The sequence below is a fragment of the Brevundimonas sp. EU05-FHT14B07 genome (assembly GCF_058790795.1).
Map to the genome: position 1 here is coordinate 112,551 of NZ_JBYTCZ010000003.1, position 15,977 is coordinate 128,527.

The window sequence follows — 15,977 nt, forward strand, 5'->3', positions numbered from 1 at the left end:
CCCGAAAAGCGCGCAATTTTTGAAGGTGCGAAATGCGTCTGTCGACCAAGGGACGATACGCCGTGATGGCGATGGCCGATCTGGCGAAGAACGGACGCGGCGAGAGCGGTGAAATCCGGGCGGTTTCGCTGGCCGAGATCGCCGCGCGCCAGGAGATTTCGCTGAGCTATCTGGAGCAGTTGTTCGCCCGTCTGAGGAAGAGCGAACTGGTCAAGAGCGTGCGCGGGCCGGGCGGCGGATACCGTCTGTCCAAGGCGGCGCACGAGACGGTGGTCGCCGAGATCGTGCTGGCGGTGGATGAACCGATCCGGGCGACGCGGTGCGTGGCGCATGGCTCGCCCAAGGGCTGCATGCTGGCCGGCGAACGCTGCATCACCCACAATCTTTGGGAAGACCTGGGCGACGAAATTCATCGCTATCTGGCGGGCGTGTCGCTGGAGGATGTGGTGATGAACCGCACGGGCCAGCGTCGGCGCAATGTCGAAGCCTCGGCCGTGGCGGTCGCGGCATGAGCGGCGTCTATCTGGACTATAACGCCTCGGGCCTGGTGCGGCCGGAGGTGTTGGACATCATGGCCAGGGCCCTGGCCGACAACGGCAATCCGTCGGCGGTCCATGCGGCCGGCCGGCGGGCGCGGGCGCGGGTCGAAACCGCGCGGGCGCAGGTCGCGGACCTGGTCGGGGCCGATCCGACGGCGGTGGTGTTCAACTCAGGCGGCACGGAAGCCAACGCCCAGGGCATCGCCAGCGCCTTGGCGGCCGGCTGCGAGCGGCTGATCGTGTCGGCGACCGAACATCCGTGCGTGGCCGAGACGGCGGCGAATGCGGGGGCGCCGGTCGAGGTGCTGCCGGTCGATGCGAACGGCGTGGTCGATCTGGACTGGCTGGCGGAGGCGCTGAACCGCCCGGGCCGGGCCGTGGTCGCCATCCATCATGCGAACAATGAAAGCGGCGTCATCCAGCCGATCGCCGAGGCGGCGGCCCTGGTGCGGGCGGCGGGCGCCTGGCTGCATGTCGACGCCATCCAATCGGCGGGCAAGATCGCGGTCGATATGCGCGCGCTGGACGCGGACACCCTGACCCTGTCGGCGCACAAGCTGGGCGGGGCGCAGGGCGTGGGCGCCCTGATCTTCAAGGAAGGCCTGTCGGGCGTGCGGATTTTGCACGGCGCGGGGCAGGAGCGAGGCCTGCGCGCCGGGACCGAGAACGTGCCGGGCATCGCCGGGTTCGGCGTCGCGGCCGATTGCGCCGTGCGGGATCTGGAGACGATGGCCTCGCACGTCGCCTGGCGCGATGCGGCCGAGGCGAAGGTCAAGGCTGCGGGCGCGACCATCATCGGCGGCGGGGTGGCGCGGCTGCCCAACACCCTGTTCATGGCGGTCGAGGGCTGGGACAGTCCGCAGCAGCTGATCACCCTGGACCTGACGGGCGTCATGGTGTCGGCCGGCTCGGCCTGTTCGTCGGGCAAGGTCAAGCCGTCCAAGACCATCAGCGCCATGGGGCTGAACAGCTTGGCGACCGGGGGCGTTCGCGTGTCCGGCGGCTGGGGCACGGTCGAGAGCGACTGGGCAAGGTTCGCCGACGCCTGGGTCTCCGCCTACAACAAGCACAAGACGCGCGCCGCCGAGCGCGTGAGAGAGGTCGCCTGATGGCCGCCGTCAAGGAAACCATCGACGCCGTCGCCGCGCTGGAGAAGTATGAGCACGGCTTCACGTCCGATATCGAGACGGAATATGCGCCCAAGGGACTGAGCGCCGAGATCGTGCGCTTCATTTCCGAAAAGAAGGGCGAGCCGGAATGGATGCTGGAATGGCGTCTGGCCGCCTATGAACGCTGGCTGGCGATGGAGGAGCCGACTTGGGCGGCGGTCCGTTACGAGCCCGTCGACTATCAGGACCTGTTCTACTATGCGGCGCCCAAGAAGAAGGACGGGCCCAAGTCGCTGGACGAGGTCGATCCCGAAATCCTGGAGATCTACAAGAAGCTGGGCATCCCGCTGAAGGAGCAGGAAGTGCTGGCCGGGGTGCAGGGCGCGCCCAAGGTCGCCGTGGACGCCGTCTTCGACAGCGTGTCGGTCGTCACGACCTTCAAAGAGGAACTGGCCAAGGTCGGCGTGATTTTCATGCCGATTTCCGAGGCCTTGCGCGAATATCCTGATCTGGTTCGGCAATATCTGGGGTCGGTGGTGCCGGTCTCGGACAACTATTTCGCAGCGCTGAACAGCGCAGTCTTTTCGGACGGCTCGTTCGTCTACATCCCGCCGGGCGTCAAATGCCCGATGGAGCTGTCCACCTATTTCCGCATCAACGCCAGCCAGACAGGCCAGTTCGAGCGGACGCTGATCATCGCCGACAAGGGGGCCTACGTCTCCTATCTGGAAGGCTGCACCGCGCCGATGCGCGACGAGAACCAGCTACACGCGGCCGTGGTCGAGATCGTGGCGCTGGACGACGCCGAGGTGAAATATTCGACGGTCCAGAACTGGTATCCGGGCGACGCCGAGGGCAAGGGCGGAATCTACAATTTCGTGACCAAGCGCGCCGACTGCCGGGGCGATCGGTCCAAAGTCAGCTGGACACAGGTCGAGACCGGCTCGGCCGTGACCTGGAAATATCCGTCCTGCATCCTGAAGGGCGAGGAGAGCTCGGGCGAGTTCTATTCCATCGCCATCACCAACGGACATCAGCAGGCCGACACTGGCACCAAGATGATCCACCTGGGCAAGAACTCGAAGTCGCGGATCATCGCCAAGGCGGTGTCGGCGGGCAAGTCGGACTCGACCTATCGCGGCCTGGTCTCGGTGCATCCGAAGGCGACGGGCGTTCGCAACTTCACCCAGTGCGACAGCCTGCTGATCGGCAAGGAGTGCGGCTCGCACACCATCCCTTATATCGAGGCGCGCAACGGCTCGGCCCAACTGGAGCACGAGGCGACGACGACGCGCCTGTCGGACGACCAGCTGTTCTACGCCCAGCAGCGCGGCCTGTCGCAGGAGGAGGCGGTGGCCCTGCTGGTCAACGGCTTCGTCCGCGACGTGATGCAGAAGCTGCCGATGGAGTTCGCTGTCGAGGCGCAGAAGCTGGTGGCGATCAGCCTTGAAGGCTCGGTTGGATAATCAAGAAGAAACAATGCTTAACATCAACAACCTCCAAGTCTCTGTCGGCGAAAAGTCGATCCTGAAGGGCCTGACGCTCAACGTTCCAGCGGGCGAGGTGCACGCCATCATGGGGCCGAACGGCGCGGGCAAGTCGACGCTGGGTTACGCCCTGTCGGGACGGCCGGGCTATGAGGCGACGGAAGGGTCTGTCGAATGGGCGGGCGAGGACCTGCTGGCGCTGGATCCGGCCGAACGGGCGGCCAAGGGCGTGTTTCTGTCGTTCCAGTATCCGATCGAGATCCCCGGCGTGCCGGCCCTGACCTTCGTGCGGACGGCGCTGAATGCGCAAAAGCGCGCGCGAGGCGAGGAGGAGGTGGCGGCGCCCGCCTTCCTGAAGCTGGTCCGCGAGGCGTCCAAGGCGCTGAAGATGGATTTCGACATGCTGAAGCGGCCGCTGAACGTCGGCTTCTCGGGCGGCGAAAAGAAGCGGATGGAGATCCTGCAGATGGCTCTGCTGGAGCCGTCGCTGCTGATCCTGGATGAGACTGATTCCGGTTTAGACATCGACGCGCTGCGCATCGTGTCGGAGGGTGTGAACGCGCTGCGTCGTCCCGACCGCGCCATGCTGGTCATCACCCACTATCAGCGCCTGCTCGACTACATCAAACCGGACCGGGTGCATGTGCTGGCCGGCGGCCGGATCGTGGCCTCGGGCGGGCCGGAACTGGCTCTGGAGCTGGAGGCGGAAGGGTACGACAAGTATTTGCCGCCAGTCCTGGAGGGGGGGGGCGCATGAGCGTGGCCTTCGCCATCGACCTGACCGACGCCGAGACCTATCCGTCAAGGCGCACGGAGGCGTGGAAATATAGCGACCTGAAGCGCTATCTTCGCGCCGCGCCGGAGCCGTCCGGTATGGCCGAGGTCGGTCCGCCGGGACCGTTTTACGATCTGGGCGGTGAGGCGATCGTCTTCGCCAACGGGCGCGCTGTCGGCGTGACCGACTTCATCGCCTCGGGCGATCGGACGCTGCGGCTGCGCTATGTGTCGAACGCCGTCGGCACGGGCCACACGGCCAGCGCGCGAGTGTCGGCGCGCGCCGGTGCCAAGCTGCTGCTGCTGGAAACGCACGAGGGCGCGGGCTCGGCCTATGTCGCCCACAATACGCTGGAACTGGACGTGGCGGCCGGCGCCGAGGTGACGCGCGTCGTCCTGGTCGAGGAGCCGGAGGACGCCATCTCCATCGCCGAGGCCCATGTGAAGGTCGAGGCGGGCGGCGTCTATCGCCAGACCATCGTCACGACCGGCGCCAAGCTGCAGCGGATCGAGACCCGCATCACGCATTACGCCCAGGGCGCCCAGGTTCAGGCGGACGGCCTGTATCTGCTGAACGGATCGCGTCACACCGACCTGACCAGCGTGGTGCGCCACGTCGAGCATGACGGCGCGACCAGCCAGTTGATAAAGGGCGTGGCCCGCGACACGGCGCGCGGCGTCTTCCAGGGCAAAATCGTGGTCGAGCGCGGCGCCGACGGCACGGATGCGCGCATGGGCCATCACGCCCTGATCGCGTCCGAACGGGCCGAGATCGACGCCAAACCGGAACTGATCATCTATGCCGACGACGTGCAGTGCGCGCACGGCAATACGGTGGGGACGCTGGACGAGAGCGCCCTGTTCTACATGCAGCAGCGCGGCATTCCGGCCGAGGAGGCCCGCGCCCTGCTGACCCAGGCCTTCCTGATCGAGGTCATCGACCGGATCGAGCATGAGGGCGCGAGAGAGGTGGCGCGGGAATGGCTGACGGCCCGGTTGTGAACACCTTCGATCCCTATGCCGTGCGGGCGCAGTTCCCGATCCTGTCGCGTCAGGTGAACGGCAAGCCGCTGGTCTATCTAGACAATGCGGCCTCGGCGCAGAAGCCGCGCGCGGTGATCGACGCACTGGTGGCGACGATGGAGGGCGGCTACGCCAACGTCCACCGGGGCCTACACACCCTGTCGAACGAGGCGACCGAGGCCTTCGAAAAAGCGCGCGAGATCGTCGCCCGCTTCCTGAACGCCGAGAGCGCCGAACAGGTGGTCTGGACCAAGGGCGGGACCGAGGCGATCAATCTGGTGGCCAATGGTCTGGGGCTGTCGATCCAGCCAGGCGACGAGATCATCGTCTCAGAGATGGAGCATCACTCCAACATCGTGCCGTGGCATCTGCTGCGTGAACGCCGCGGGGCGGTGATCAAGTGGATTCCGGTCAAGGACGACGGCTCGCTGGACATGGCGGCCTATGCCGACATGCTGGGGCCCAGGACGCGGATGGTGGCGGTCACCCATATGTCGAACGTGCTGGGGACCATCAATCCGGTCGCTGAGATCACGCGACTGGCCCATGCGGCCGGGGCTCAGGTGCTGATCGACGGGTGCCAGGGGGCGGTCCATGCGACGCCGGACGTTCAAGCCATCGGCTGCGACTTCTACGTCCTGACCGGGCACAAGCTGTTCGCCCCGACCGGCATCGGCGCCCTGTACGGCAAGGCCGAGGCGCTGGAGGCATTGCCGCCCTATCAGGGCGGTGGCGAGATGATCGAGACGGTCGAGCAGGACCGCGTGACCTATGCCCGGCCGCCTCACCGGTTCGAGGCGGGGACGCCCCCGATCCTGGAGGCCATCGGCCTGGGCGTGGCGTTGGAATGGCTTGCGCAATACGACCGGGCGGCCGTGCAGGCGCATGAGCATGCCCTTTATCAGCACGCCGTCGATCGACTTCAGGGTGAGACCTGGCTGCGGGTTCTGGGCGAGGCCGATGGCAAGGGCGCGATCCTGACCTTCGCCGTCGAGGGCGCGCATGCGCATGACGTCGCCCAGATCATGGATCGTTACGGGGTCGCGGTGCGCGCGGGTCTGCACTGCGCCGAGCCGCTGGCGAAAAGAATGGGGGTGACGTCGAGCACCCGCGCCTCCTTCGCCCTATATAACACCGTGGAGGATGCCGACGCCTTCGTGGATGCGCTGATCAAGGCGCGGAACTTCTTCGTGTAAGCGGATGACAGATCAACCGATTCAAGACAGCGACGCCTTCAAGGACGCCTGGGACGAACCCCAAAAGAGCGCCCTGTCGCAGGCCGAGCTGGACACCCTGACCGATCAGCTGATCGAGGCGCTGAAGTCGGTCTATGACCCGGAAATCCCGGTCGACATCTATGAGCTGGGCCTGATCTACCGCGTGGACGTCAACGATGACCGCGATGTGGTGGTGGACATGACGCTGACGGCGCCGGGCTGTCCGGTCGCCGGCGAAATGCCGGGCTGGGTGGAGACGGCGGTGGAAAAGGTCGAGGGCGTGCGCAGCGCCAAGGCCAATCTGGTGTTTGATCCGCCGTGGGACGCTTCCAAGATGAGCGACGAGGCCAAGCTGGCCCTGAATATGTTCTGATGAGCGAGCTTCAAGCCACATCCCGTCCGCGCCGCCCGCGCCCCAAAGCCGTCACCTTGACGGACGCGGCCGCCGAGCGGGTGCGTGAAATCCTGGACAATGCCGAGAACGATCACATCGGCCTGAGGATCGGCGTCAAGAACGGCGGTTGCGCCGGACAGGAATACACCTTCGCCTATGCCGACGAGATCGGGCCGATGGACGAGGTGGTCGAGGACAAGGGCGTCACCATTCTGATCGAGCCTCGGGCCGTGCTGTTCCTGATCGGCACCGAGATCGACTATGAAACGACGCGGTTGGCGTCCAAGTTCGTGTTCAACAATCCGAACCAGACCGACGCCTGCGGCTGCGGCGAGAGCGTGACCATCGTGCCGGTCGCCGCCGACTGAGAGGGGTCCGGTCTGATGGCTTATGACGCGGACTTCGGCGAATGGGTTCGCGAGCATTTCCACGCGCTCGGCCGCTTGGAGATCAAGCGTATGTTCGGCGGGGCCGGGGTCTATGCCGCCGGTGTCATGTTCGCCCTGCTGGACGACGGCGTGGTCTGGCTGAAGGGCGATGAGGCCTTGGGTGAGGCCTTCGTCGAGGCCGGCTCGCGTCAGTTCACCTATCCGACCAAGGACGGCCGCATGATGAGCATGGGCTACTGGAGCCTGCCCGAACCCGCCCTGGACGATCCCGACGAGGCTGTCGCCTGGGCGCGGCGGTCGCTGGATGTGGCGGTCAAGAAGGCGTCGGGGAAGAAGCGCTAGGCCGTATCGGGTCGAACCATCCGAACCGAGTGCCACGGGTGCGCCTCGGCCTCCGCTCTGGCGCATCGGACGGCGCTTTTGGCGTCGGTGAAGACGCCTTCGAACAGGCCGTCGCTTGAGGTGATGCGCCAGCGATCGCCGACAGGCTGGATCGTCAGGATTTCGAACGCGGGTGGTGAGGCTAGCGGCATTATCATTGTGTGAGGCGATGTTGGTCGCGGTTCAGGCGGTCGGCCTCGGCCTGAAGTCGGGCGGCGAGACGTTCGGCCGAGATGCGATCGGGCAGGGGGCGGGTGCAGGCGTTGTTGACCGCCACGGCCCAACCGCTGGCGCGAGGCACGACCCTGTATCGTCGGGGAGGGGCGGCGCGTGTCACGCCGCCCTCGACATGGCCCTGCATCATCGCGCGCGGCCCTTGCGGATCGGGGCGCCGAACAGGGCGCCGATGAAGGTCAGCGCCATTTGAAGGGTTGTCGGCGCTGGGGCGGGACGTTTCAGGGTCTCGGCCAGCAGGTGGGAACGGCTCATGGTCATCTCCTTGGAGCGGCAGAAGACGCCCGATCCCCGTAAAGCGGCCATGTCGAAAGCGCCGCCGGGCGTAATGCGGACCTAAAGCGACGTGATCGGAAGGGCTTGTGGCCACGCAGATGTGGGCCGTTCCGCGGTCACGCTTGAACCGCGGGTCTTTCAAACCACATACTCATCCGAACGCCGTCGGAATCGACGGGCCGTCATGCGCCGGTCGGGCCTCTTGCCCGGCGGACCCTGACGGCGGGCCGGAGATGATCAATGGCCCAGGAGTACGCATCATGACTGAACCAAAAATCCTGCCCGTCCTGCCGCTGAGAGACATCGTCGTCTTCCCGCACATGGTCGTGCCGCTCTTCGTCGGACGCGAGAAGTCGGTGAAGGCGCTGGACGAGATCATGAAGGGCGAAAAGCAGATCCTGCTGGCGACCCAGAAGAACAGCGTCGACGACGATCCGTCGCCGGACGCCATCTATCCCATCGGCGTGCTGGCCTCGGTGCTGCAGCTGCTGAAACTGCCCGACGGCACGGTGAAGGTGCTGGTCGAGGGCAAGGGCCGCGCGCGCCTGACCCGCTTCACCGATCGTGAGGAGTATTTCGAGGCTGAGGCCGTCGAGATCGAGGATGAGGCCGGCGACGCCTCGCAGGCCGAGGCCATGCTGCGCGCCGTGGTCGAGCAGTTCGAAAACTATGTGAAGCTGAACAAGAAGGTTCCGCCCGAGGCCCTCAGCTCCATCCCCCAGATCACCGACGCCTCCAAGCTGGCGGACTCGGTCGCGGCCCATCTGTCGGTGAAGATCGCCGACAAGCAGGGCCTGCTGGAAACCTTCGACGTGCCCAAGCGGCTGGAGAAGGTCTATGGGCTGATGGAGGGCGAGATTTCGGTCCTTCAGGTCGAGAAGAAGATCCGCTCGCGCGTGAAGCGCCAGATGGAGAAGACCCAGCGCGAATATTATTTGAACGAGCAGATGAAGGCGATCCAGCGCGAGCTGGGCGAGACCGACGACGCGCGCGACGAGATCATGGACCTGGAGAAGCGCATCCGTAAGACGCGCCTGTCCAAGGAGGCGCGCACCAAGGCCGAGGCCGAGGTCAAGAAGCTGCGCAACATGAGCCCGATGTCGGCGGAATCGACGGTCGTGCGCAACTATCTCGACTGGCTGCTGTCCGTGCCGTGGGGCAAGGCCAAGCAGAAGCCGATCGACCTGGCCAAGGCCGAAGACATCCTCGAAGAGGATCACTTCGGCCTGGAGAAGGTCAAGGAACGGATCATCGAGTATCTGGCGGTCCAGGCCCGTACCGGCAGCCTGAAGGGCCCGATCCTGTGCCTCGTCGGCCCTCCCGGCGTCGGCAAGACCTCGCTGGCCAAGTCCATCGCCAAGGCGACGGGGCGTGAGTACGTTCGCATGTCGCTGGGCGGCGTGCGCGACGAAAGCGAGATCCGGGGCCACCGCCGAACCTATATCGGCTCCATGCCCGGCAAGATCATCCAGTCGATGAAAAAGGCCAAGACCACCAACGCCTTCGTCCTGCTGGACGAGATCGACAAGCTGGGATCGGACTGGCGCGGTGATCCGTCGTCGGCCTTGCTTGAGGTGCTGGACCCGGCCCAGAACTCGACCTTCGGCGACCACTATCTGGAGGTGGACTACGACCTGTCCCAGGTGATGTTCGTGACCACCGCGAACAGCCTGAACATGCCGCAGCCGCTGATGGACCGGATGGAGATCATTCGGGTCTCGGGCTACACTGAGGATGAGAAGGTCGAGATCGCCAAGCGCCACGTCCTGCCCAAGCAGTTGGCGGACCACGGTCTGAAGGACGGCGAGCTGATCGTGCCGGAAGACACGATCCGCGAGCTGATCCGCTATTACACTCGCGAGGCCGGGGTCCGTTCGCTGGAACGCGCTCTGGGCGGTCTGGCCCGCAAGGCCGTGCGCGAGATGGCCAAGATGGGAGCCAAGTCGATCACGGTCGATGAGGCCAAGCTGGCCGACTATGCGGGCGTGAAAAAGTTCCGCTACGGCGAGACGGACGAGGAGGATCAGGTCGGCATCGTTACGGGTCTGGCCTGGACTGAGTTCGGCGGCGACATTCTGACCATCGAGGCGATCAAGATGCCGGGCCGCGGGCGCATGACCGTGACCGGCAATCTGAAGGACGTGATGAAGGAGTCGATCTCGGCTGCGGCGTCCTACGTTCGCTCGCGGGCCCTGGCCTTCGGCGTCAAGCCGCCGGTGTTCGAGAAGACCGACATCCACGTCCACGTGCCGGACGGCGCTACGCCCAAGGACGGCCCGTCCGCCGGCGTGGCCATGACCGTGGCGATGGTTTCGGTTCTGACCGGCATCCCGATCCGTAAGGATATCGCCATGACCGGCGAGATCACTTTGCGCGGCCGGGTCACCGCCATTGGCGGTCTGAAGGAGAAGCTGCTCGCAGCCCTCCGCTCCGGCGTCAAGACGGTGTTGATCCCGCAGGAGAACGAGAAGGATCTCGCTGACGTGCCGGACAATGTGAAGTCCGCGCTGGAGATCGTGCCAATCTCCACGGCGGACGAGGCGCTGAAGTGGGCGCTTGTCGGCACCCTGACGCCGGTGGAGTGGGACGAGGCGGCCGAACCCTTGCCAGCTCCGGTCGCGGCTCCAGAAGGACCGGCGGCGGCGGTCAGCCACTAACGCCGAGTTGAACAGCGAGCGCCGCCGGTGACCCCACCGGCGGCGTTTTCGTTTTTGACGCAACCGCCGATCTGTCCTTTAGTGATTCGTTCTGGAGGGGGACCGATGACCAAGGCGGAATTGATCGGCCGAATGGCCAATGCGGCGAACATCAGCCGCGACCAGGCGAAGACGGCGCTGGAGGCTTTTACCGACGGGGTGACCGAGTCGCTAACGCGGGGTGCGGACGTGAAGCTGATCGGCTTCGGCAGTTTCGTCGCCGTGGACCGCAAGGCCGGCGTCGCGCGCAATCCGCAGACCGGCGCGGCCGTGGCCCGACCCGCCTCGCGCACCGCGCGCTTTCGCCCAGGAGAAGGTTTGAAAAGCGCCTTGAACGGTTGAGGCGCGACGGGCATAAGCCCGTCTCTGCCCTTTGGGGGCGGCTAGCTCAGCTGGTCAGAGCATCTCGTTTACACCGAGAGGGTCGGCGGTTCGAACCCGTCGCCGCCTACCAAACAAAAAGGCCGCCGGATCGCTCGGGCGGCCTTTCGTTTGTTTGTATCGGGCTGCGATCAGAAGCGGAAGCTGGCCCGCAGCAGCAGCGAATAGCGGACGTAGTCTTCCAGCAGCTCGGCGTCGCCCGTCAGCGACAGCATGCCCAGTTCGTTGCCGAAGTTCAGGCGGAAGCCCAGGATCGGCCCGCCGCCTTCGATGGCGTCCGGCGACAGGATGAAGTCCGGGCCGCCGCTGGCGAAGCGGGCGATGGTTTCGCCGGCGTCGACCGAGATGTTCTGACGATAGCCAATGCGCAGTTCCGGACGGATCCAGCCGTTGCGGCCGAAGCCATAGCCGACGTTCATCGCCGCCACCGCCGAGAAGATGTGGCTGTCGCGCGAATCGATGTCGAGATCGAAGCCGTCGCCGCCGCCCTTCTCGCTGCGCGACCCTTCCGACAGGCTGAAATACTCGCCGTAGATTTCGGGGCGGATGTTCAGGCGGCCGAAGTTGCGCTCATAGGAGGCGCCGCCGGCGACCGCCGCCGTCCAGCCGTGCCAGTCGGACTTGTTGTTCAGATAGACGCCGGTGGCGACCAGCGAACGATCGGCGCTGAAGGAGGCGTAACCGCCCGCGGCACGGGCCCAGGTCGTCCAGTACTGACCCTGGGCGCGCCAATAGAGGCCCAGCTCCAGCAGGTTGGCGGACAGGACCTCTTCGGCCTCGGCCTCGGGATCCTTGATGTCGGACGAGGTGAAGGCGGCCGAGATGCCGACGGCGCCCAGGCTGGTGCCCTTTTCGACGCCGCCGGCGACGCCGAAGCCTTCGGACCGGAAGCCGTAGGAGTCGGTCTTGTCCTTGTCGGCGTAGAAGTTGATCTCCTGGACCCAGGCGCTGGTTTCACCCGGCGCAGCGGCAGCGTTACGTCCGGTCAGCGCGCGGGTGACCGCGTCCACGCCGGCCGACAGCGACATCAGCGGTCCGCCGGAGTGGTCGGGCAGCATCTGCTCATAGGCGTCGATGAAGCCGTCGCGCGACGTTTGCGACAGGAACAGGTTGCGCAGCGCCTCATTGGAGCCCAGCGCGCCATAGACGGCGTCGTAGGCGGACGCCTCGACCGGGATCAGCCCAGCCTCGGAAGCCGTGCGGCGACGGGCATCGACATAGACGGTGTTGCCGGCGACGCCACCCTGCACGACGTAGAGATAGGGCGAGTTGTCCGACAGCAGGGTCTGGTTGATCTGACCCACATTCAGCGTGCCGGCCGTGATGACGTTGAACCGCTCAGGCTGATCGATCAGCGAAGAGAAGCGGACGCCCAGGGTGGACCCTGTCGCCAGGGTCGCATTGCCGCTGACGTTGAAGCCGCCAGCGCGGTCGTTTGCGGGGTCAAGATTGACCAGCAACGTCCCTTCGGCTCCGATGTTCAGGTTGGAAATGGCCGTGGGGCCGGTCTGGGTGGCGGCCAGGGTGCCCTTGGACACATTGATGTCCAGCAGGCCATCGCTGTTGGCGATGGCGCCGGTCACGACCGCGCCGCCGCTGATGTTCAGCCGGTCGGCGCCGGCGCCGAAATCGATGTCGCCGTTGACGACGCCGTTCTCGATATTGACCGTGTCGGCGCCAGAGCCGAGCTTGATCGCGCCGACGATGGCCGGTTCGTTCGCGTCCGGCACGCCGTCGCCGTCCGTGTCGGTCGCCGTGCTGCCTGCTGCGGCGGAAATTCCATACTGACGTAGGGTGACGCCGGTCGTGTTGGCCGACAGGTCGATGGCGGTGACAGTGCCAGTTACGGGATTCGTGTCAGTGGTGTCTAGGCTGAGCGCCCCGATGATCGAACCGGCGTTGTTCAACTGGGTCAGGCTGCCGGACTGGTCACGAATAACGGTTGCCGAACCCTGATTGCCTCCGAACGTGGCGACGAGATTGCCGGTGTTGGTTAGGGAGCCAACGTTGGCCCCCGCACCAATCAGAATACCGGTAGCACTTTGGGTCTGCTTGCCCGAAGCGACGGCCTGAATGGAGCCGGAGTTGTTGATCGTAGGAACGGTCACGCCCGAGCCGATCCAAAGACCGGTAGCGTTGGCGTTCACGGCGGTCGATGAGATGCCGCCCTCGTTACGCACGCCGCCGACGACGTTGACGGCCTGGCCACCGGTCACGCCGAGTTGCACGGCGCGCGACTCCACGCCGGAATAGAGGCCGGAACCGACAATGGTGCCGCGGTTGATCAGGCCATAGGCCGCGTCGCCTGTACCGACGGCGCCGAGGGTCACGGTGTTGGTCGTCGAGCCGATCAGCAGGGCAGGCGCGCCGCCTAGCGACGTGAGGGAGGCAGTCGTCTCGCTGGCGTCCGGGACGCCGTCGCCGTCGCGGTCCGTGTCGTCGCGGTTCTTGACGCCGTCGCCGTCATCGTCCTCGTCGCCGTTCTTGATGCCGTCTCCATCGTCGTCGCCTTCGATGCCGGCAGCAGAATAGGCGAGCGCCTTATCCAGAAGCACGCCGCCGGCGACATTGGCGCCGACGCGCACAGCCGGTCCGCCCTGCAGCAGATCGTCAGCGTCGAGTTCGTCTAGGAAGAGGGTTGTTGCGTTGTCGAATGTGCCGGTTGTTGGGCGCGCGGCTGGCGGGGTGGTGTACCGATATCCCGTGGCGACGACCGAGGAATGAATCTTGAGCGCGCCGCCGACATCGCCCTCGATGGACACACCCGTCGCATTGGCGCCGAGAGCGGAGATGGCGCCAGCGAGATCGACATTGCCGGAAATCGGGCCCGTCGTGCGGATGGCGGCGCTGTCGTTGCCAGTGACACGGACGGCGCCCAGGCTTTGGAGTTTGCCGTTCAGCGCTGATTCGACCGCAAGTCCGTAGGAGTTGTTGCCCTCGACGGCGATGACGCCCGTGCCCTCGACAAGGATGTTGCCGGTGAAGGGCGAGGCTCCAGTGACCCGTACGCCGTAGCGGCCAGTTCCGGTGGCGAAAGAACCGTCCAGATCGCCGTCGCCGTCCGTGTCCTTGATGTCTGCCGTTTCTTGAGTGTCGTTGACGGTGATCGAGCCACCGACGATCACCGATCCGGTGTTGCCGCCGTTGACCAGAAGACCCGTCGAGCCGTCGGCCGACTTGTCCATCGTGATGGAACTGCCGCTGTCCAGATCGACCGTGTTGTTGCTGTTCAGCGTAACCGCCGCGCCCGAGGCGATGGCGACGCTGCCGCCGCTGGCGATGCGGATGTTGTCGGCGGCCGTGCCCGTCGCATTGGACGTCTGGATCGGCGTGGTCCGGGCGTTCGAGATGACGATCTCGGCCTGAGATCCTGTGGCGACCATCAAGGGGGCGATCGCCACGGCGGTCGCGAGCAAAATACGCATTCGGTAGAAACCCCTGGTGGTCACGCGTCACGTTACGGGAGACCCCATAGCAGGGTCCGCGCCAGCGTTCCAAGTTTATCGAATTTGAGGCGAATGCAAGGCCGTGATGGTCCTGAGGCGATCCTGTAAGGCGACCCGCGTTCGCTCGTCGATGCCTCATAGGCCGAATGCGGAGGAAATCGCGACGGCGCGCACTTGAGCTTTGCCGCGCCCGGGTCTACGGGCGTCGAACGGTCCAAAGGCCGCGTCCCGTGGACGCATCCATCGAACCCCTCCGGCGTTCGACAGCCCAGACCAGGCGAGAACACTCCATGAGCATGACAGACCTCGACGTCCAGGAAAGCGAACTCCGACTGATTCCGGGGCTGGATGTGGAAGTCGCCGATACGCTGCGGGCTCTGAAGGCGGCGGCGATGGACGAGCGGCCCCGCTTGGTGGACACCACAATGCTTTATGCACCGCGCTCGGGCGGCGTGAAGCGATATATCCTGTCCAAGAAGGCGTGGATTGAGGCCAATCGGCCGGGGGTCAGTCACTCGCTGATCGTGCCCGGCGCGCGTCACAAGGCGCGCGCTGACGGCATCGTGCAACTGAGGGCGACCAAGCTGCCGTTCGGCGATGGCTATCGCTGGCCCAGTTCAGTCAAACGCTGGAGCGCCTGGGTGGCGGCTATGAAGCCGTCGATTATCGAGGCCGGAGATCCTTACACGCCCGGGCAAGGGGCTTTGGAGGCCGGTCAGCGAGTCGGATGCCCGGTCGTCGGCTTCTGCCACTCCGATCCGGCGGGCCTCGCGGCGCTGCATTTCGGCGAATGGGCCAAGAAGCCGGTGGAAAAGCGCTGGGCGAAGCTGTTTTCACAGTTTGATCGGGTGGTGTCGCCCAGCCGCTTTATCGCGCGGCGCCTGGAAGAGGCCGGTGTGAACAACATCGTCATCCGGCCTCTGGGCGTGGAGATCGACACCTTCCGTCCGGAACGTCGTGACCGGCAGTGGCTGCTGAAACAGCTGGGGTTGAGCGACGACGCGCGCCTGCTGTGCTTCGCCGGTCGTCCGGCCAAGGAAAAGAACGTCGATGTGCTGATCGAGGCGGTCCAGAAGCTGGGGGCGCCCTATCATCTGGTTCTTGTCGGCGCAGGCGCGGGGATGCCCGAGGAAGATCGCGTCATCTCCATGCCCTATGAAAGCGATCCCAAGGCGGTCGCCAAGATCATCGCCAGCTGCGACGCCTTCGTTCACGCCAATGACAAGGAGCCGTTCGGGCTGATCGTGCTGGAGGCCATGGCCTGCGGACGGCCCGTCGTCGGGGTCAACGCGGGCGGGGTCGCCGAAACCGTCGACGAAAGCGTGGGGCAACTGGCCGCCAGCGCGGACGCCGACGATTACGCCCAGGCGGTCGAGGCCCTGTTCACGCGCGACATCGAAGCGATCGGTCGGGCGGCGCGCGAGAAGGCCGTCAGCCAGTTCGCCTGGAACCGCGTCTTCGAAGACCTCTGCATGGTCTATGGCGAGCTGACGGGCGAAGCGGCGTTCGTGAACCCGGATATCGCATTGCCGCTGCACTAAGGCGGCCAAGGCCACGACGCGTTCGACAGGCGCGTTTCCGAAAACGGGAGCGCGCCACTTCTTTTATCGATGTCTTGAAAAGAAGTGGCG

Annotated in this window: 16 protein-coding genes and 1 tRNA gene; 13 read left to right on the forward strand and 4 right to left on the reverse strand. The window is 65.6% G+C overall.

The genetic code is table 11. The features are described 5' to 3' along the window. The first annotated feature begins 32 nt into the window (after positions 1-32). The 9 genes from AC3WRC_RS08400 to AC3WRC_RS08440 are packed head-to-tail and all read left to right on the forward strand — an operon-like array spanning position 33 to position 7,274. Positions 33-512, forward strand: coding sequence for an Rrf2 family transcriptional regulator (locus tag AC3WRC_RS08400; RefSeq protein WP_492303548.1), 480 nt, complete (start codon positions 33-35; stop codon positions 510-512). Beyond that, positions 509-1,648 carry a cysteine desulfurase family protein gene (locus tag AC3WRC_RS08405; RefSeq protein ID WP_492303549.1) on the forward strand — a complete coding sequence of 380 codons (1,140 nt, stop codon included), beginning with the start codon at positions 509-511 and terminating at the stop codon, positions 1,646-1,648. The genes AC3WRC_RS08400 and AC3WRC_RS08405 overlap by 4 nt, the downstream gene beginning before the upstream one ends. Then, complete coding sequence (gene sufB / locus AC3WRC_RS08410; protein WP_492303550.1) at positions 1,648-3,114, forward strand: Fe-S cluster assembly protein SufB; 1,467 nt, start codon at positions 1,648-1,650, stop codon at positions 3,112-3,114. The genes AC3WRC_RS08405 and sufB overlap by 1 nt, the downstream gene beginning before the upstream one ends. 13 nt (positions 3,115-3,127) lie before the next feature. After that, positions 3,128-3,892: a Fe-S cluster assembly ATPase SufC gene (gene sufC, locus AC3WRC_RS08415; protein WP_492303551.1), complete on the forward strand. Its 765-nt coding sequence runs from the start codon at positions 3,128-3,130 to the stop codon at positions 3,890-3,892. Then, positions 3,889-4,911 (forward strand): Fe-S cluster assembly protein SufD, encoded by a 1,023-nt coding sequence (gene sufD / locus AC3WRC_RS08420; RefSeq protein WP_492303552.1) that lies wholly within the window; start codon positions 3,889-3,891, stop codon positions 4,909-4,911. Before sufC ends, sufD begins: the two co-directional genes overlap by 4 nt. Next, on the forward strand, positions 4,890-6,128 hold the full coding sequence (locus AC3WRC_RS08425) for an aminotransferase class V-fold PLP-dependent enzyme (RefSeq protein WP_492303553.1): 1,239 nt from the start codon (positions 4,890-4,892) through the stop codon (positions 6,126-6,128). The genes sufD and AC3WRC_RS08425 overlap by 22 nt, the downstream gene beginning before the upstream one ends. Before the next feature lie 4 nt (positions 6,129-6,132). After that, positions 6,133-6,522 (forward strand): SUF system Fe-S cluster assembly protein, encoded by a 390-nt coding sequence (locus tag AC3WRC_RS08430; protein WP_017504008.1) that lies wholly within the window; start codon positions 6,133-6,135, stop codon positions 6,520-6,522. After that, positions 6,522-6,911, forward strand: coding sequence for a HesB/IscA family protein (locus AC3WRC_RS08435; RefSeq protein ID WP_066551375.1), 390 nt, complete (start codon positions 6,522-6,524; stop codon positions 6,909-6,911). Before AC3WRC_RS08430 ends, AC3WRC_RS08435 begins: the two co-directional genes overlap by 1 nt. Positions 6,912-6,926: 15 nt before the next feature. Beyond that, on the forward strand, positions 6,927-7,274 hold the full coding sequence (locus tag AC3WRC_RS08440; RefSeq protein ID WP_492303554.1) for a TfoX/Sxy family protein: 348 nt from the start codon (positions 6,927-6,929) through the stop codon (positions 7,272-7,274). Here AC3WRC_RS08440 and AC3WRC_RS08445 read toward each other — a convergent pair. Genes AC3WRC_RS08445 through AC3WRC_RS08455 form a run of 3 tightly spaced genes read right to left on the reverse strand, consistent with a single transcriptional unit; the run spans position 7,271 to position 7,802 of the window. Next, positions 7,271-7,471, reverse strand: a complete 201-nt coding sequence (locus AC3WRC_RS08445; protein WP_162233933.1) for a hypothetical protein — start codon at positions 7,469-7,471, stop codon at positions 7,271-7,273. The two genes, AC3WRC_RS08440 and AC3WRC_RS08445, sit on opposite strands and share 4 nt — an antisense overlap. Beyond that, positions 7,468-7,614 carry a hypothetical protein gene (locus tag AC3WRC_RS08450; protein WP_156355860.1) on the reverse strand — a complete coding sequence of 49 codons (147 nt, stop codon included), beginning with the start codon at positions 7,612-7,614 and terminating at the stop codon, positions 7,468-7,470. Before AC3WRC_RS08450 ends, AC3WRC_RS08445 begins: the two co-directional genes overlap by 4 nt. Before the next feature lie 59 nt (positions 7,615-7,673). Next, positions 7,674-7,802, reverse strand: a complete 129-nt coding sequence (locus AC3WRC_RS08455) for a hypothetical protein (RefSeq protein ID WP_255353551.1) — start codon at positions 7,800-7,802, stop codon at positions 7,674-7,676. A gap of 281 nt (positions 7,803-8,083) precedes the next feature. On the opposite strand from AC3WRC_RS08455, the gene lon reads away from it, so the two are divergent. The 3 genes from lon (at position 8,084) to AC3WRC_RS08470 (ending at position 10,973) form a co-directional block, all read left to right on the forward strand. Beyond that, complete coding sequence (gene lon / locus AC3WRC_RS08460; RefSeq protein ID WP_492303555.1) at positions 8,084-10,480, forward strand: endopeptidase La; 2,397 nt, start codon at positions 8,084-8,086, stop codon at positions 10,478-10,480. Between the two features lie 105 nt (positions 10,481-10,585). Beyond that, entirely contained in the window at positions 10,586-10,861 is a 276-nt protein-coding gene (locus AC3WRC_RS08465; protein WP_055809073.1) for an HU family DNA-binding protein, read from the forward strand. Between the two features lie 35 nt (positions 10,862-10,896). Next, positions 10,897-10,973, forward strand: a tRNA-Val gene (locus AC3WRC_RS08470). A 58-nt stretch (positions 10,974-11,031) separates the two neighbouring features. On the opposite strand, the gene AC3WRC_RS08475 is transcribed toward AC3WRC_RS08470, so the two are convergent. Further along, positions 11,032-14,325, reverse strand: coding sequence for an autotransporter outer membrane beta-barrel domain-containing protein (locus tag AC3WRC_RS08475; RefSeq protein ID WP_492303556.1), 3,294 nt, complete (start codon positions 14,323-14,325; stop codon positions 11,032-11,034). A gap of 311 nt (positions 14,326-14,636) precedes the next feature. Here AC3WRC_RS08475 and AC3WRC_RS08480 point away from each other — a divergent pair, with 311 nt between their 5' ends. Further along, positions 14,637-15,887, forward strand: coding sequence for a glycosyltransferase (locus tag AC3WRC_RS08480; RefSeq protein ID WP_492303557.1), 1,251 nt, complete (start codon positions 14,637-14,639; stop codon positions 15,885-15,887). The last annotated feature ends 90 nt before the right edge of the window (positions 15,888-15,977 follow it).

Coding starts and splice junctions, on each gene's coding strand:
- AC3WRC_RS08430 (WP_017504008.1), top strand. CDS start 6,133: ATGACAGATCAACCGATTCAAGACAGCGACGCCTTCAAGGACGCCTGG.
- sufB (WP_492303550.1), top strand. CDS start 1,648: ATGGCCGCCGTCAAGGAAACCATCGACGCCGTCGCCGCGCTGGAGAAG.
- AC3WRC_RS08425 (WP_492303553.1), top strand. CDS start 4,890: ATGGCTGACGGCCCGGTTGTGAACACCTTCGATCCCTATGCCGTGCGG.
- AC3WRC_RS08405 (WP_492303549.1), top strand. CDS start 509: ATGAGCGGCGTCTATCTGGACTATAACGCCTCGGGCCTGGTGCGGCCG.
- AC3WRC_RS08465 (WP_055809073.1), top strand. CDS start 10,586: ATGACCAAGGCGGAATTGATCGGCCGAATGGCCAATGCGGCGAACATC.
- sufC (WP_492303551.1), top strand. CDS start 3,128: ATGCTTAACATCAACAACCTCCAAGTCTCTGTCGGCGAAAAGTCGATC.
- AC3WRC_RS08475 (WP_492303556.1), bottom strand. CDS start 14,325: ATGCGTATTTTGCTCGCGACCGCCGTGGCGATCGCCCCCTTGATGGTC.
- AC3WRC_RS08440 (WP_492303554.1), top strand. CDS start 6,927: ATGGCTTATGACGCGGACTTCGGCGAATGGGTTCGCGAGCATTTCCAC.
- AC3WRC_RS08480 (WP_492303557.1), top strand. CDS start 14,637: ATGAGCATGACAGACCTCGACGTCCAGGAAAGCGAACTCCGACTGATT.
- AC3WRC_RS08400 (WP_492303548.1), top strand. CDS start 33: ATGCGTCTGTCGACCAAGGGACGATACGCCGTGATGGCGATGGCCGAT.
- AC3WRC_RS08435 (WP_066551375.1), top strand. CDS start 6,522: ATGAGCGAGCTTCAAGCCACATCCCGTCCGCGCCGCCCGCGCCCCAAA.
- AC3WRC_RS08455 (WP_255353551.1), bottom strand. CDS start 7,802: ATGAGCCGTTCCCACCTGCTGGCCGAGACCCTGAAACGTCCCGCCCCA.
- sufD (WP_492303552.1), top strand. CDS start 3,889: ATGAGCGTGGCCTTCGCCATCGACCTGACCGACGCCGAGACCTATCCG.
- lon (WP_492303555.1), top strand. CDS start 8,084: ATGACTGAACCAAAAATCCTGCCCGTCCTGCCGCTGAGAGACATCGTC.
- AC3WRC_RS08445 (WP_162233933.1), bottom strand. CDS start 7,471: ATGATAATGCCGCTAGCCTCACCACCCGCGTTCGAAATCCTGACGATC.